11 protein-coding genes and 1 tRNA gene are annotated in these 16,873 nt (G+C 56.1%); 5 read left to right on the forward strand and 7 right to left on the reverse strand.

The window, feature by feature from the left end:
- Window positions 1-15 precede the first annotated feature (15 nt).
- From J2I47_RS06030 to J2I47_RS06045, 4 genes are all read right to left on the reverse strand, one after another.
- Complete coding sequence (locus J2I47_RS06030; RefSeq protein WP_207363643.1) at window positions 16-2,652, reverse strand: hypothetical protein; 2,637 nt, start codon at window positions 2,650-2,652, stop codon at window positions 16-18.
- A gap of 130 nt (window positions 2,653-2,782) precedes the next feature.
- Window positions 2,783-3,406, reverse strand: a complete 624-nt coding sequence (locus tag J2I47_RS06035) for a gluconate 2-dehydrogenase subunit 3 family protein (protein WP_207363644.1) — start codon at window positions 3,404-3,406, stop codon at window positions 2,783-2,785.
- A gap of 14 nt (window positions 3,407-3,420) precedes the next feature.
- The gene (locus J2I47_RS06040) at window positions 3,421-5,172 is read right to left on the reverse strand and encodes a GMC oxidoreductase (RefSeq protein WP_207363645.1); all 1,752 of its coding nucleotides are present in this window, start codon (window positions 5,170-5,172) and stop codon (window positions 3,421-3,423) included.
- Between the two features lie 200 nt (window positions 5,173-5,372).
- On the reverse strand, window positions 5,373-7,991 hold the full coding sequence (locus tag J2I47_RS06045) for a M14 family zinc carboxypeptidase (protein ID WP_207363646.1): 2,619 nt from the start codon (window positions 7,989-7,991) through the stop codon (window positions 5,373-5,375).
- A 199-nt stretch (window positions 7,992-8,190) separates the two neighbouring features.
- Here J2I47_RS06045 and J2I47_RS06050 point away from each other — a divergent pair.
- The 5 genes from J2I47_RS06050 (at window position 8,191) to J2I47_RS06070 (ending at window position 14,119) form a co-directional block, all read left to right on the forward strand.
- A tRNA-Glu gene (locus J2I47_RS06050) sits at window positions 8,191-8,262 on the forward strand.
- Between the two features lie 94 nt (window positions 8,263-8,356).
- Complete coding sequence (locus J2I47_RS06055; RefSeq protein WP_207363647.1) at window positions 8,357-9,646, forward strand: low temperature requirement protein A; 1,290 nt, start codon at window positions 8,357-8,359, stop codon at window positions 9,644-9,646.
- 96 nt (window positions 9,647-9,742) lie between these two features.
- Window positions 9,743-12,811 carry a WD40/YVTN/BNR-like repeat-containing protein gene (locus tag J2I47_RS06060; RefSeq protein WP_207363648.1) on the forward strand — a complete coding sequence of 1,023 codons (3,069 nt, stop codon included), beginning with the start codon at window positions 9,743-9,745 and terminating at the stop codon, window positions 12,809-12,811.
- A gap of 6 nt (window positions 12,812-12,817) precedes the next feature.
- Window positions 12,818-13,642, forward strand: coding sequence for a sterol desaturase family protein (locus tag J2I47_RS06065; protein ID WP_229374310.1), 825 nt, complete (start codon window positions 12,818-12,820; stop codon window positions 13,640-13,642).
- Window positions 13,643-13,648: 6 nt separating this feature from the next.
- Entirely contained in the window at window positions 13,649-14,119 is a 471-nt protein-coding gene (locus tag J2I47_RS06070) for a hypothetical protein (RefSeq protein WP_207363649.1), read from the forward strand.
- Here J2I47_RS06070 and J2I47_RS06075 read toward each other — a convergent pair.
- Genes J2I47_RS06075 through J2I47_RS06085 form a run of 3 tightly spaced genes read right to left on the reverse strand, consistent with a single transcriptional unit; the run spans window position 14,087 to window position 16,795 of the window.
- The gene (locus J2I47_RS06075; protein ID WP_207363650.1) at window positions 14,087-14,710 is read right to left on the reverse strand and encodes an NUDIX hydrolase; all 624 of its coding nucleotides are present in this window, start codon (window positions 14,708-14,710) and stop codon (window positions 14,087-14,089) included. The genes J2I47_RS06070 and J2I47_RS06075 overlap by 33 nt on opposite strands.
- Window positions 14,685-15,665: a Brp/Blh family beta-carotene 15,15'-dioxygenase gene (locus J2I47_RS06080; RefSeq protein ID WP_207363651.1), complete on the reverse strand. Its 981-nt coding sequence runs from the start codon at window positions 15,663-15,665 to the stop codon at window positions 14,685-14,687. Before J2I47_RS06080 ends, J2I47_RS06075 begins: the two co-directional genes overlap by 26 nt.
- Window positions 15,653-16,795 (reverse strand): lycopene cyclase family protein, encoded by a 1,143-nt coding sequence (locus J2I47_RS06085; protein WP_207363652.1) that lies wholly within the window; start codon window positions 16,793-16,795, stop codon window positions 15,653-15,655. Before J2I47_RS06085 ends, J2I47_RS06080 begins: the two co-directional genes overlap by 13 nt.
- Window positions 16,796-16,873 lie beyond the last annotated feature (78 nt).

Consider the following 16,873-nt stretch of genomic DNA (forward strand, 5'->3'; position numbering starts at 1 on the left):
GCTGATTCTCGCGCCCTACGCCTTTGCTCCCACTTTGTCCTTTTCCGCAGTAGCGTTGCCAGCACTCCCCCGAAGGCTAAAATACAGACCGGCGATGAGCAGCAGGACCAACCCCACGTTGGCAATCAAATCGAGGGTGTTACCAATGGCGGCGGTTTTTGGGTCGAAGCGGAACTCGATGGTGTGTTTTCCGGCGGGTATGCGCAGGCCACGCAGCACGTAGTCGGTGCGGAAGTGGGGAGTTTCTTTGCCGTCGATATAGGCTTTCCAGTCGTCGTTGCCCCGGTAGAATATCTCCGAAAACACCGCTACCTGCTCCGTTGGGCTGTCGCTTTGGTAAGTCATCTTGTCCGGCGAATAGGCCGTCAGTGCAATTGTTCCGGCGGGCGACAGCGTGGCGGGCAGACCGCTTAGCTGATTGGCGTAGCGTTGGTCTACAATGGCGGTGGTGCGCGGATCTGCTGTTTTTAGCGCGGCCATTTCAGCGTCGGCGTTGGGTACTTGCTGTATGCGCTGCACAAACCAGGCATTGCCCAGCGCGTTGGGGTTTTGCTGCGCCTGCGGGGCACCCACGGGCCGGCCCGTGCTGTCCATCTGAGCCGCGATCACGTATTTCACGTTCAGCATGTTCAGAATGTTGTCGGCGTTGCCAGTCCGGAAACCGTACTGTATCAACTCCTGGTACCGCCGCAATTTAGCCGCATTATACCCGCCAATCGACTTGTGAAAGTACGAGGGCCGATTATCGCTCATAAAATCGCCCGTATTGTCGAACACCCGGTAGCTTAGCGACTTGTCCTGCAAAATCTGCGCATCGGCAGGGGTTTCCTCAAAAGCAGCATCTACCAGTGATTTCGACCGGAAGCTTTGGTTGTTGATGTACCGTTTTGCCACCGAATAAATGTCGACAGTCAGGAACAGAAACAGGAGGGGCAGGAAAAACGCGGCTTTCAATCGACCACTCACATAGGCCCAGATAAGGGCAGCAGCCACGGCGACGAAGAAGAATGTACGGAACGCGTCGGCCCGCATCAGGCCAATCCGGTCGTTGACCAGCGCCTGCACCAGGTCGCCTCCCTGTGGCCCAAACAGTTGCGCGTCGTTGGGGCCACGGAAACTCAGCAGACTTCCGCCCACCAGGGCCAGCAGCAGGGCCAGACCGCCCGTAAGACCGAAACTAATCAGCAGCGGCCGTTTAATGTCGGCAAAGGTTGGTTTCCGGGCCACCACCGTATATACCGCCAAAGCAGCCCCAGCCGCCAGAAACAGTTGCATCAGCGTGAGGGCCATCGTAACGGCCCGAAACTTGTTGAAGAACGGGAAATAGTTGAACAGCAGGCCGTTGATAGCCATCATGTTTTTGCCCAGGGCAAGAACCAGCATAAACGCTGCCGATGCCAGCAGATACCACCGCAAGTTGCCCGTACTGATAAATAAACTCAGGATAAACAAAAACACGACAATAGCCCCGGCGTAGGCCGGTCCGCCAATGCCGTATTCGTCGCCCCAGTAGGCGGGTATTTGCTGCGACACGGCCACCAGTGCATCTTCGGCGGGGTAGCCCCGGCTTACCAGCGCGTTATAGAGTTCCGACTTTTCGGTCAGTCCACCCGAGCCGCCACCAAACAGGTTGGGGATAAACAGGGTTAGCGCATCGCCGATGCCGTAGCTGTATTGAAAGGCATAATCTTCATCCAGTCCGTCGGTGGCTCTGGCGCGGCCCGACGTTTCGGCTACGGCAGGCTGACCCGGTGAAGCCGCAACGGCCGTTGTTTTGGCCGTCAACTCCGACTTACCCCGGATCGTTTCTTTCGAAAATTCATTCAAAATCAGCAGCCGCTTGCTGTACGTAGCCATACCCAGTCCGGTGGTTACGCCAAAAATGACCAGACCCATGATGAACTGTTTGGCCAGCCCCGCCCGAAACAGGCGAATACCCTCAATCAGCACGTATAACCCGACGCACAGGAAAAGATAGAATGTAATTTGAACGTGGTTGGCGCTGATGTTGAGACAGGCAAACAAGCCCGTTACCGCCGCACCCGACCAGTAATGGCCCCGCAGGCAAAGCACCAGCCCAGCCAAAATGCCCGGCGCATAGGCCAGTGCCAGCGCCTTTGAAATATGACCCGCTTCTATGCTCAGAATGTTCCAGGAGCCAAAGGCGTAGGCTACAGCACCCATGGCAGCCAGCCAGCCCCGTGTAGTGCCAGACAAAGGCACGTTATTGTCAACTATCTTATCCTCAGCGACTCTAACACTGTTAACCACTCGACTAACTGTACCATTCCGGAGCAGCACGACGAGCAAGATATACATGCCCACCATCTGCAAAAACACCACGTCGACGGGGCGGGGAAAAATGCGCAGCACAGCGGCAGCAGCGGTACCAATGAATGTATTTGGGTACTCCGAAGCGATCAGGTAGCCGGGCATCCCGCTAAACAGGGCGTTGGTCCAGTTGGGGTATTTACCGGTTTCTGCCTTGTAATGGCGCAACTCCATGGTGGCGGCGTTACCCGTCCGTACATCTTGCAGCGCGAGTTCCTTGCCTTCCCAGGCGGGAAAAAAATAGATGGATGTGAGCAGGAAAAGCCCGAAAACAAAGAGCAAATGAGGCCTCAGGCGCTGAAATAGGGTTCGTTGTTCCATACGGGGCAAAGATAGAAGGGAAAGCAGGAAAGCAGGAAAGGAAGAAGGGAGGAAAGGGTGGCTGACGCCAGCAAATTGCTCGTGCGTCAGCCACCCTTTCCTCCCTTCTTCCTTTCCTGCTTTCCTGCTTCTAGGTATAACTCAACCCAAACTTCTTCAGCACGGGTTCGGGCACGCCCTCCCATTGGTTGGGGGTATTGCCTTTGTAGCCGAGGTCTTCAATGCCGATTTTACTGGTGTAAAAGCCACAGACCACGAAGTTGCGCATCATGTTGAAAAACGCCACCCCCTGCGACATGTCCTTCTTTGCTTTCTGCGGGTACGCGATCTGATCAACCATGTTGATCTGCTGCGCACGGGTGCAGTCGGCGAAGGGCTTGCCGTATAGTTTGCGGCAGGTGTTGTCGAGCCAGGCCAGACCACCGCGCATGGGCGTTTGGTTGGCGGGAACGTCTTTCATCATAAACTCGATGAAGGCCGGTACACCTGCCTGCGTGGCACTGCCCGATTTGCTGTCGGCCGGAATAATGATGTCCGACAGAAGGGTGACGGTTTTCAGTTCCTGGGGCGTAAAAAACTTGTCGGCATGGAGCTTGACATCGCGCTCTGCCTCAAACGGCTGTCTTCCTCCCGGTACTTTCAGGGGCACCTTCTTGTCGGGGGGCAATGGTACGCCTGCCTCAGCGGGACCAACGGCCAAACCGAAGGTAATTCCGGAAAAACCAAGGGCTTTTAGTGTGTCTCTACGTTTCATGAGAAAGTTCAGGGTCAAATGTTTTTCTTCTTTACCTGATCGATAACAAATTCAGACGTGCGCATGGAGTTGGCCAGGATAGTCAACGTCACGTTTTTATCACCCTGCGACACGAAGGGGGCGGCGTCAACAACAAACAGGTTCTTGCAGTCGTGGGCTTGCTGGTAAGCATTCAGGGCCGATTTGTTGGGGTCTTTACCCATCCGTACCGTGCCTACTTCGTGAATGATCTTGCCGGGAGCCTCCAGTCCGTAGCCGTGGTTGGTTTCCGGGCCAGGCTTGTTACCCATTGGAATGGCACCCATCGCGTGGAAGATTTCCTCGAACGTATCCTGCATGTGCTTGGCCTGCTTCACCTCATAATCCGACCATTTGTAGTTGAACCGTAGGGTCGGAATACCGTATTTGTCCACCTTGTCGGGATCGATTTCGCAGTAGTTGCTCTCCAGCGGCACCGGCTCCCCACGCCCGGCCATGTGTACGTAGGCCCCGTAGAACCGGCGTACGTCTTCTTTCAGGCCCGATCCGTAGCCACCGGCCGGTTTCATAGTACCGTTGGCGGTGGGGTACTTTCCGTTCATGTTTTCGGTGCCAAAACCAAAGCCGAAGCCCGGCATGCCCATGCCACCACCATATTCGATGTGGTAGCCACGCGGGAAATCGAGTTTTTTGTTGTCGAGCCACCAGGGGGTAAATACGTGCATACCCCCCACGCCGTCTTCGTTGTAGCGGTCACGGTCCATCAGGGCGGGAACGAAAGCACCCCGCGAAGCACCGGTTGAGTCGTTGAGGTATTTGCCGACTACGCCGCTGCTGTTGGCCAGGCCATTGGGGTGCAGCGCCGACTTCGAGTTGAGCAGAATCCGCGCCGACTCACAGGCCGAAGCACCCAGCATCACGGTCTTGGCCCGTACGGTATGCTCCTGCATGGTGCCGGTATGCACAAAGCTCACGCCCGTGGCAAGGCCCGTTTTGGGGTCGGTAGTCACTTCGCGGCACATGGCCCCGTTGATGAGGGTCACGTTACCCGTTTTAATGGCCGGAATACACAATACCGACGAGGCCGAGAAGTCGGCGTAGGCCTGGCAACCCCGGCCGCATTGATTGCAGTAAAAACACTGTCCACGCTCATTGTTGATGGCTTTTGTCAGAATCGCCAGCCGCGACGGGATCACCGGAATACCAATTCCCTTGGCTGCTTTCTGAATCATCAACTCGTGCAGGCGCGGTTTTGGCGGTGGCAAAAAGTGGCCGTCCGGTTCATTGCGGATGCCTTCCTTCGACCCAAATACGCCAACGAGTTTATCAACCCGGTCATAGTAGGGAGCCACATCTTCATACGTAATTGGCCAGTCGTCGCCCACACCTGTCAGCGAGCCACGCCGGAAATCGTCGGGGCCAAACCGAAGCGAGATACGCCCCCAGTGGTTGGTCCGTCCGCCCAGCATCCGCGAACGGAACCAGTGAAATTCAGTACCGGTCTTGGCCGAATACGGTTCTCCATCGATTTGCCAGCCGCCCCATGCCGCGTCGAAATCACCAAACGGGCGGGTTGTGTTAGCGCCGCGCCGTGGCGATTCGTAGGGCCATTTTAGCTGCGTAATGTATTTCGGGTCGGCGGGATCGAAATAGCCACCGGCTTCCAGCAGCACCACTTTCGCACCGGCTTTGGCCAGCATGTAGGCTGCCATGCCGCCGCCTGCACCTGACCCAACAATAGCCACATCGTAGACCACAGGGGCTTCTTTAATCTGAAATGGATTCATAAAACGTTCGTTTGGGAGTACCTGAACTGGAAAGCAATTAGGCTACTGCTGTAGTAAAGACGCAGGGGACTGAAATATCACTATCAAGTCTAAAGTCTAAAGTTTAAAGTCTAAGGTTTAAAGTTGGCTGACGCAGGCGTACTCTCGCGTCAGCCAACTTTAAACCTTAGACTTTAGACTTTAGACTTTAAACTTTAGACTCAATACGAACTCATAAATACAGCATTACCAAAAAGCAGCTTGCCATTATACCAGAAGCCCCGGAACAGCGGGTTATCGGCCAGGTAAATGACTTGCCCTTTGCCAAGGTCCTGCACCCCAACCGATAGCGTTTGTTTCAGTTTCTCCTTCGCGTTTTTTCCGGCGAAACCAGCCACTAAGTCGCTATCTTTCAAATACCCCACGTTCCAGCCGTCTTTCAAAATGTCGTAGTTGTGGGCATCCAGCACCAGGGTGTAGTAGTTGGTTGTCAGGCCGAAACCCAGCGGATGCGTGGCATCGAGGTGGAGGCGGTAGATACTGCCTGGCGTCTCGTCGGAGACAGCTTCACGCTCACGGCTGGCGTAAATTTTTAGTGAGTCGGTCAGGGCTTTTTCTTTGCCACCTTTGCGGGCTTCATCTTTCTTGTCTTCTTTCTCCCTGATGTCGAAGCCCTCTTTACCTACCAGCGACCCAATGGCTTTTTCCATGGCGATAAGCTTTCCACCCGCCCGGATCCATTCGCGCAGGGCCGTTAGCACGCGCTCATTCAAAATCCGGCTGTAGCCATACCCATTGGGCATCACCAGCACATCGAGTTGCCGCCAGTCGACGTTGGCCAGGTCGGCACCGTTGATCAGGCTGACGGGGTATTTCAGCTCCTGGTCAAAGTAATGCCACACCTCACCCACCGCCGTGGCCGTCAGCCCCTCGCCCGACACCACGCCTACCCGGGGCGCTTTGAGCGACAGGATGAAGTCGGAGCCAAAATCAGACCCTTTCGTAACAAAGCCCGATTTGATGGGTGTCAGTTTTACGTTTAGTTTGGCCGCTTCCTGCTGCACAATCTCGTCGAACCGGCCGCCGAGGCGTTCATTGCCCGCCCGCGTAATCAGCAGCGTACCCGCGCCGTAGGTCTGCCCGTCGGTTTCGAAAGGCTTTTCGGCAGCCCGCACTTTCAGCTTTTTAGCCAGCAACTGCGCCAGCAACTGCACCGACGGCATCGACTGCCAGCGGGCCACATAGGCGTAGGGCCGGTCGGTGGTTGCGGCAGTGGCCGTGACCGTTGTTGACGCGGGCATGGCTACGGGGTCGAGGCGGGTGTTGAGGCCGTAGGTTTGCAGGCCATACGCGTAGGGCAGCGACCAGGCCGTGATGTCGTAGGTGATCGAATCCTCCAGCGCCGTGGTAGGCTCAAACAGAATTTTCACCAGCGTCGATTTCGGCTGAAACGCGCTGATTACCAGGTCTTCCGGGGCAACAGACACAGTTTTGGCAGCCTTCTGGGTGAAATAATTATAGACCCCGTCTGCCGATGAGCCTTTGCTCCGCGATGTGGTGTTGCCACCCACCGTGATGGCCCGGCCAGCCATACCATAACGAATGTTGTTGCGGTCGAGCAGTTGGCGGAGGGCAGCCAGCTTGCCTTCGTCACCACCACTTTTCACCACATACGTCTTGTAGGCACCTACCGGCGTGCGCTGCGCCCGGTCAAAGAAATTGCCAAATTCGGTCACCACCTCCGCCGACCGGTCGGCTACCGATTCGAGCGTGGCGAACGACGAAGCCACGTGGTGGTCAATGCGCTGCCGGAGCGTGAGCGTGTCGCCGTCGGCCTTACGGGCCGCTACGCCCGCCCGGCCGCTGCCACCCTGTTCGTAGGTCATGCCGATGGCGCCGTTGTAGGTAGGGTACGTGTCGCCGTAGCTGGGGTAGAACAGGTCGAAGCGTTCGCGGGTGTAGTAGAGCCAGTTGTTTTTGTCGAAATACCGGCTGCAATATTGCCCAACGATGGTCTGAAAATTCCGCTGAAAGGGTGTAATGTCTTCGTGATACGGTTTGGCCGACGGGGCGAAATAATACGGACTTTCGAGGCCCATTTCGTGGAAATCGCCGTGCAGATGAGGCATCCACTGTTGGTAAAGCACCATGCGCTGCTGGGTCGTTTCCTGCGTTTGCCAGGCCCAGTCGCGGTTTGGATCGAAATAGTAGTGGGTATAGCGGCCACCGGGCCAGGGTTCGTTGTGTTCCCGCGCAAACAGGTTGGGGTCGCCCACGCGGCCATGCATCTGGTTGTACCAGTTCACGTAGCGGTCGTGGCCGTCGGGGTTCAGACCGGGGTCGAGAATGACCACGCTGGTTTCCAGAATTTTGGGCGAAACGGGAAACGGCGTTCTGGCCTGCGCCGGCACCAGCAGTCCGTGGAGCACCTCCATAAACGCTTCCGAACTAACAGCTTCGTTGCCGTGTACGTTGTAGCTCAGCCACTGAATACTGGGGATGGTTTTCCCCGACGGTTTGCCATCGAGCATGCCGATCCGGCGCAGGTTGTCGGTTCGGATTTCCTCGAGGCGGGCCATATTGGCCTCATTGGCAATGATCACCACGGCCAGCGGGCGGCCTTCGTAAGTGGTGCCGTAGTTGATAAAGCGTACCCGGTTTGGGGCCTGCTGGGCCACCTGACGGGCATAGTCGAGTACGCGATGGTGGGGGGTAAAGCGTTCGCCGATGGCATAACCCAGAAATTGGGCAGGACTGGAGACGGTGGTTTGGGCAACAAGCGGAGAGGAAAGTACCGCGAGAAACAGAGCACACAGGCAGATGCCTATACTTTTTTTCATGCCGACGAAGGGGGTAAAACAGGTTGATGTTGAGCGGATTGCTGCACGCCAAAAATAGCAGTAAAAGGGGCTGAACCGCTTTCCCCGAGATTTTTTTGGGGGTAGGTATTGCATTTTACGGGCTTAGCCGTACTTTTGCATCACGATTCGCTGACGCGGTGGTTTAATCATCAACAACCCGTCAGGTCTTTTACAAGACGGCCGATTCGTCTAGCGGTTAGGACATCGCCCTTTCACGGCGGTAACACGGGTTCGATTCCCGTATCGGTCACTAACATTGCCCCTAACTCGGAAAAAGTTAGGGGCTTTTTTTTGTGCTCATCCACGCTCTTTCTGGTTCATACCATACTACCCTATGAACCAGTATGGCCAGACCAACGAGGAAAGACCGGCACGTACCCCGCCTGCGCTCTGATGAGCTGAAGGGAGAACGGCGCACGACCTGGGCCGAACTACTCAATGATCTGGTATACACGGCTATTGTGGCGCAGCTAGCCAATCGGCTTATCCATCATCTTGATGGCCTGGCACTGGGTCAGTTTTTTCTGCTCTACGTACCGGTCTGGTGGCTCTGGAATGGGCAAACGCACTACGCCACCCGCTTCGACAGTGAACAGGATGTGGTGCACCGAATACTGGGCTGCCTGCAACTGGTTGGGCTGCTTGTGCTGGCCGGGGCCATTCCAACAGCCATTGAAACAAACGCAACCGTTTATGCCCTCACCTACGCCCTGGTGCGGGGCATCCTGCTCCTCGAATACGTTCGCGCCTGGCATTACGTACCCAAAGCCCGGCCTTATATCAAAGTAATCCTGATTGGGTTTTCCATTTCTATCCTTATCTGGATTGCTTCTATCGGGATACGCCCCCCCTACCGCTACGCCCTTTGGGCGGTAGCGCTGTTGATCGAACTGGCTACGCCGATCACGTCGGGCGGTAAACTACACCGCGATTTCCCGCCCGACGTGCGTCACCTGCCCGAACGCTACGGCCTGTTTACGCTGCTGGTGCTGGGGCAGGCCGTAACAGGTATTGTGCAGGGATTGGTGGCGAGTCCGTTTCAGGCGAAGAATATAGCGGCTACCTGCCTGGGTGGCCTGCTGATCTTCGGACTATGGTGGGCTTATTTCGACCGGCTTGACGATGATGCAGTACGTGAACTGACGCAAACGCACATTGAGGAGGAAAAAGGCAACAAACTGAAAGCCGAAACCGATGAGCAAAGCAAACCCACGGTTCGCCGCTATACGCTATGGCTTTACATACACTTGCCCCTGACAGTGGCCTTAACTGTAATGGGAGTTGCCCTTACCTACGCGATCAAAACCATTGGGCAGCCACCGTCCGACTTACTACGCTGGTTACTGACGGGTTCAGTGGGTGTTTATCTGCTGGCCGAGGCGCTCATCAGCTACACTACCCTGCACGCCGGCCCCGCGCATATCAGTTTCAAACGGGGGGTGGCTGTTCGGGCGGGAACCGGCGTGGCGGTGCTGTTGCTGGGCTGGCTGACCCAACCGGATTTGCTGGTGCTGCTCTGTGCCACAACAGGCATTGTTATGGCCCTCATTATCAGCGATCAGCTCTCTCCGGATGCGCCTGAAAGCACCGAACGCACCGGCGATGATTCGCAGCAGCCAGAAAAGGGATTTTAAGTAATCGCTGTGCGACCGAACAGGCTAAGCCTAATTGACCGTCAAGCAGGGTTCTTCGTACTTTAGCGAAGCAATTCAATGACTGCCCTGATGTTCATGAACAAACTACTACTTTCCTGCGGTATCCTGCTGGTAACTACGGGTGCTTTCGCCCAAAAAAAAGCCAAAAAAGCGCCCTTAACTACGCCTGTTGCATTGGCACCAACACCGGCTGCTGAGCGCATGGCCGGGGCCACACACCGGCGGCAACTGGCAAAAACCTCACTGGTACAAAATCTGCCCGTCACGTCTATCGGGCCAACGGTGATGAGCGGCCGCGTGGTCGATCTGGCCGTTAACCCACTGAATGCCAACCAGTTTTATGTTGCTTATGCCAGTGGCGGGCTGTGGCGAACCGACAACAACGGTATGTCATTTACCCCCTTGTTTCAGCACGAAGCCGTTATGACGCTCGGTGCCCTGGCCGTAGACTGGAAAGGAGCCAACACCGATGAGCATACCGTTTGGCTGGGCACGGGCGAGGCCAACTCAAGCCGGTCGAGCTACGCCGGCATGGGTTGCTACAAAAGCACCGATGGCGGACGCACCTGGCAGCACCTGCCGGGGCTGGACGAAACCCACCACATCGGCAAAATTGCCCTGCACCCCTCCAACCCTAACGTGGCCTGGGTAGCCGCCGTTGGGCACCTCTACACCGACAACCCCGAACGCGGTCTCTACAAAACCACCGATGGCGGAACAACCTGGAGGCGAACACTTTACATCGACAATCAGACCGGCGCTATCGACGTAGACGTTGATCCAGCCAACCCGCAGGTGGTGTACGCCGCGATGTGGCACAAGGAGCGGAAGGCCTGGAATTTTGTGGAAAGTGGCGCTACCTCTGGCCTTTACAAAAGCACCGACGGCGGCGAAACCTGGAAAATCCTGTCGGGGGGGCAATCGGGTCTGCCGCAGGATGCCAAGACCGGTCGGATCGGCCTGAGTATCTTCCCCGGAAACACCCAGACGATGTATGTGATTCTGGATAATCAGAGCGCCCGGCCCGACAAGAAAGAGGCAAAGGACGCTGTGGCTGATGCCCGCAAACTGACCAAAGACCGACTGCGGGTGATTTCGAAGGAAGAGTTTCTGAAATCGGAAGACTCCTTTATTGCCGATTATCTGGAAGAGCAGAATTTCCCCCAAAAGTACACGCCCAAAACACTCAAGGAACTGGTGCAGGCCGACAAGATCAAGCCGGTGGCCATTCTGGAATATACCGACGATGCCAATTCGCGGCTCATCAACGCCGACGTGATCGGGGCCGAAGTGTATCGGTCAGACGACGGCGGCGCAACGTGGCGCAAGGTCAACGCCGACTTCTTAGACGGGCTGTACAACACCTACGGCTACTATTTTGGCAACGTATGGGTGGCCCCTGACAACGCCGACAAAATCGTGATTGCGGGAGTGCCGGTCATTGGCTCGACAGATGGCGGCAAGACCTATCGCAACATGGACGGCGGCAACGTGCATTCCGATCACCACGCGCTATGGATCAACCCGGCCAACAACAAGCATCAGATTCTGGGCAACGACGGGGGGATCAACATCACCTACGACAGCGGCAAAACCTGGTTTAAGGCCAATACGCCCGCCGTGGGACAGTTCTACGCCGTAGCCGTCGACATGGCCAAGCCGTATAACGTATACGGCGGTCTGCAGGATAACGGCGTTTGGACTGGCCCCAGCAACTACAAGGCAGACAATGACTGGTACGCTTCCGGGAAGTACCCGTATAAGTCGATTATGGGTGGCGACGGGATGCAGGTGCAGGTAGACTGGCGCGACAATAACACGGTCTATACTGGTTTTCAGTTCGGCAACTACTTCAGAGTCAACAGGAATACGGGCGAAACCAAGCGGCTGGTGGTACCGACGGAAGTTGGCGAGCCGCGCCTGCGCTGGAACTGGCAGGCCCCCATCCTGATCTCGCGGCACAACCAGGACGTGATCTATTTTGGCTCGAACCGGTTTCACCGCAGCCTGAATAAAGGCGACGAGTTCAAAACGCTGTCGGGCGATTTAACCGCCGCTGCCAACCGCAAGGACAACCGCGAAAGCGACGTTACCTACGGCACGCTGACCACCATCGACGAGTCACCGCTGCGGTTTGGATTGCTCTACGCGGGGTCGGACGATGGGCTGATTCATGTTTCGAAAGATGGCGGCAACACCTGGACACGCATTACCAATGGCCTGCCCGTCGAGCTGTGGGTGAGCCGGGTGTCGGCGTCGGCGCATCAGGAAGGCACGGTTTACGCGTCGCTTAACGGTTACCGGAACGACCATTTCAACGCCTACGTGTTCGTTTCGACAGACTACGGGCAGACCTGGAAACAGCTCGGTAACGGCCCCACCTCATCCCTGCCCGCCGAGCCGGTAAACGTGGTGCGCGAAGACCCCAAAAACCCGAATCTGCTCTACGTCGGTACCGACCATGGGCTGTACGTGTCGCTGGATAAAGGACAGACATTCATGCCGTTTGGCACAGGTTTGCCCGCCGTGGCCGTGCATGACGTGGTGGTGCATCCACGCGACAACGAGTTGCTGATTGGCACCCACGGGCGGTCATTATATACGGCCAACATAGAGCACCTGCAGCAGCTAACCGATTCCGTTCTGGCCAGGCCGCTGTATCTGTTCACCCTAAAACCAGTGACCGCCAGCACGCGTTGGGGTAAGCGAAGCAGCCCTTACGAAGACATACCAACCTACTCTCTGTCCCTTCCTTACGTAGCTAAGTCTTCCGGAAAAACTACGGCCACGATTCAGACAGAGAAGGGGCTGGTATTACGCACCCTGACCGACACCACCGAAGCGGGCCTGAACTACCTGGCGTTTGATTACAGCATTGACAGCAGCAGCCGGGCCTTGTACCAGACGCAGCTAAACGAGGCAAAAAAGAAAGACGACAAGGCGGCTGACCTGACTCCCGCCGATGATAAGAAATTGTATATCCAGCCCGGCAAATACAAGCTGACGCTAACTCAGCATGGACAATCCGTGAGCCGCGATCTGGAGATAAAAGCACCCGAAAAGCGCCCTCGTCGCCCCGTCACGTTTGCCTCACCCGATGAGTTTGAGCAATGGCGCGAAGAGCAGGAAGAGGAAGGCAAATAAGCGATCATGCAATCACTACTCAAAACATATCCCGTTTGGGGCGGTATGGCCGTCTGGATGATTCACTTGCTGCGTTACCTCGTGGTAGCAGGCATCTTTTATGTCATCTACTATTACTGGCGGCGTAGTCGGCTGGCTTCCCAAAAAATACAGCCGCGTTTCCCCAAAAACGACGATCTGCGGCGCGAAATCGGCTATTCGGTGGCTACGACGGCCATTTTTGCGCTGGTGTCGGTAGCGCTGTTCGTCACGGGTATTCGTGATCATAACCTGATGTATGCCCACTGGTCCGACTATGGCACCGCCTATGGGCTGTTCTCTTTTGGGGCACTGGTGGTCCTGCACGACACCTACTTTTACTGGACGCACCGGGCCATGCACCACCCCAGGCTGTTTAAAACCATGCACCTGGTGCATCACAAATCGACGAACCCGTCTCCCTGGGCAGCCTACGCCTTTCACCCGCTAGAGGCCGTTGTGGAGGCCCTGATTGTGCCGATTGCCTCATTTATTCTACCCCTGCACGGCTATACAATCATGGCCTTTCTGGTGTTTATGATGGTTTATAACGTATATGGGCACCTGGGCTGGGAATTATTTCCTGCCCACTGGAACCGCCACCGGCTGGGTCGCTGGCTCAATACATCCGTCAATCATAACCAGCACCACCAGTTTTTCCGGGGCAACTACGGTCTTTACTTCCGCTTCTGGGACGAGTGGATGGACACTACCCGCCCCGACTACGATGCCACGTTCGAGCGCGTAACAACGCAATCCGTTCCGCAGAAACTGGACGCAGATTCAGCGTCAACGCTACAACCTACTCACTGATAGCTAATGGATGTCGGACTCATCGCCCTCTTCATCGCCACCCTCACGCTCATGGCATCCTTCGGCGGGGGGCTGTTTGACGTGCTGGTGAACGAAGAAAACCTGGTTCGGGGCTTTCCCGACAGCATTACCCACGTGCGGAACTACTGGAAATACCGCAATCCCGGCGATTTTTATAAAGTGCTCTCGCCTGTTTTTGGTTTGTCGGCCATTGCCGCCGTCGGCTGGTATTGGTCTGATCCTGTCGGGCGGCAGTGGTTGGTGCTGGGCGCCATCGGCTGCTTTGCGCTGACGCAGTTTATTACGGTGGTTTATTTCTTTCCGGGCAACAGGATTCTTCGCGAATCGCCTGTTGACGAGGCTGTTGCCATGATGCAACGCTCCCGAAAAACGCGGTTATACTGGGATTATTTTCGGCAATTTCTAACCCTGACAGGGTCAATCTTATTGCTGCTGGCTATTGCCAGACAGGGCTGATCGTGGCATCGTAGCCAGGTATTTCAGCAACGGGGCCAGGCATATGGCCTGCTTCATCTGGCCGGAATTGATGATTTCCCAGGCTTCGGCGGGCGATACCAGATGCACCGTGATCTCTTCAGTGTCTTCCAAGTCCTGCGCCTGAACCCGGTCAACGTCTATGGCCAGGAATGTGTAATTTAGATTCGTATGCGTGCCCGTATTGGCCGATGCCGTCATGAACAGTTGCCATGTACCACCGCCAAAACCCGTTTCTTCGAGCAGTTCGCGTTGCGCTGTAGCCAGCAGATAAGCCTCGGAGCGGGGATCAACGCCGGGCGGTGGCGGGTCTACGGCACCGGCACAAAGCTCAAACAGGGTCTGCCCAACCCCGTGCCGATAGATTCGGATGAGCACCAGCTGCCCGGCCGTAGTAACGGCCACCACATTGATCCAGTCTGTATACTCAAACAGGTAATAATCAGGCATATAGCCACCCTTAGCCAGTCGCACGGCATCTTTGCGCACGGTGAGCCAGCGTTCTCTGTAAACGTAGTCTGACCCTTCTGTCTGCCAGGGAAGCGGGTCATCGGGATATGATGGTGGGATCATGGGGTTGAGTGCGGCTGTTCATGCCGTGCATCACGTTGAGGTGCGGCAGGGTGATAAGCGAGAGAAACAAAAACAACAACGGCAGCGGGTCCCAGGTTTGGGCATAGAGGTACCACCAGCTCCCTGTCAGCAGTAGTCCAAGCAGGGCAATGGCCGTAAACGGTAGTGACCGAAACCACACCTGCCGGGCCGACAGCGGGTTTTGGGGACGGTTTTTCAGGTAATGATAAATTGTCTGGAACGAACTCAACGCGTGCCAGCCCCCAAAATACAGGGCAAATGCCACCAGCAGCGGCAAGGGCCAGGTCAGCAATAACAGGCAACCCAGCCGCACCAGACGCCTGCCGTCGACCAAACAGCGACGCGTCTGTTGAGCCAGCCCAAACAGGCCGGCTATTGCGGCCAAACCACCACCCAGCCACAAAGCGGTATGGGCCACGCACCACGCCCAAACCTGCATAGGAGCCGGACTACCCTGGGTGAGACGGGCCAGAATAGGCGTAACGTCGGTGGGGTGGGTTAGCAGCAAAAAAGACAGCACCCAATAACCCCACCCAAACCGCACTACCGTCCAGGGCAGGGTCAGAGGCACGTGTTCTATGTCGGTTTCGCCAAAATGCCAGGCCGAGATAAGCAGAAAAATTAACAGGCTGGCAGTGGGAAAAAAGTACCACAAAAGGCCATACAAGCCCATGGTGAGCAGGTATTTGACCACAAAAGCCCCAATCGAGTAACCCCGGTTTGTGCGGCGGGCCGTTTCTTCATCAATTAAGTGGTCAATAGCGCCGTGGGGGATGCCAATGCCAAAGAGCAACAAAACAACCACCAACCACTGTGCCCATTGGGGCACATAGCCATTAGTTAGTTGCCATACAATCAGCAACATACCACACCCAATGCTCACGAGCGATGGCGTCTGAGCGATGCGGCGGGCCGTCCAGTTCAGTGCTTCCATTGTTTAACCAACTGGCTTAAAAAGGGCACGTAAGGCAACCGGCTAATCATGCTGACCTCTGCAAGAAGGGATGACTCTTCGTCCAGAAACTGCAATATCTGCCGGAAGGATGTGTAGCGGTATAACCTCGAAAACACGTTTAGCCCCATACCCGGCTGCTCAGTAAGGATGCCCAGCAGCAGCCGGTCGTAGAAACGAAAACGCCCGGTGGTAATGGGCCAGTCGGCGGGTTGGGTATTGCCATACGCATTGGCCAGTTGGGTGCAGTCGTGACCAATGCGTCGGAATGCGTAGCCCGTGGTAGCTTTCACCATACCCGCCGCCGTTCCCAGCAGCATTTCGCCGGCAGGACCAAACCGGGTAAAGGGGTAGTCGGTCATGGGTATCTGACCCTGCTCCGTCGATTCCACACTAAACATCACGCCCGGATAGCGGCGGCTGATGTAATCGGCCAGCATATCGTCGTAACGAACGGTGGTATAGGCCATTGCTCTGGAAAAGGCCGTAATTTCGATGAGGGCCTCATTATCTGAAAAGGGCAGCACGTAAGCGAACTGAACAGCGTCCTGCTGGGGTACCCGGAAGTCCATCAGCGTGGCCACATGCTCGCGAAAAACGGGCGTTTCGGTGCGGACAAACCACCCGCGAAAATGTTGCGACAGGTTCCACCGGCCGGGCCGGACGGGGGTCTGATGGCGGCTGCTGAACACCTGTTTCGCCCAAAAAGTAGCGTCTTCAGTCACCAGCGTGAACTGCCTGTTCGCCTGGGTTAGCTCACGCACCTCGGCCTGCACCACCTGAATGTTGGGATTAGCGGGCAAAAATGTCTTCTCGAAATAGCGAAAGAACGCCTCACCCGCAATGTAGTGATAGGTGTAGGGTGCAATGGGTTGCGTTTGCCCAAAATCGGGCGACTGGAATTCGATATCCGTCCAGGACTTTGTCACCAGGTGTTGCAGGGGATGGTCATCGGTTCCCCAAAAGCACCACGAACGCTGAAGGGGAACACCATCGGAAAGCAACAGGACGCGCCACGATGACCAGGCCGGTTGCTGAGCCAGCTGATACAATAGCTGATATCCGGCACAGCCAGCGCCCACCACAGCAATATCGTAAGTAGTTTTTCTCATCTGTCACGGTGTCAGTAGCAAGCGTGAACTAGCACGTAAACACACCGCAGCCCAGAACTGTTTAACCTGTTTTATGTC

It is taken from the genome of Fibrella rubiginis (assembly GCF_017353185.1).
Lineage (GTDB): Bacteria > Bacteroidota > Bacteroidia > Cytophagales > Spirosomataceae > Fibrella > Fibrella rubiginis.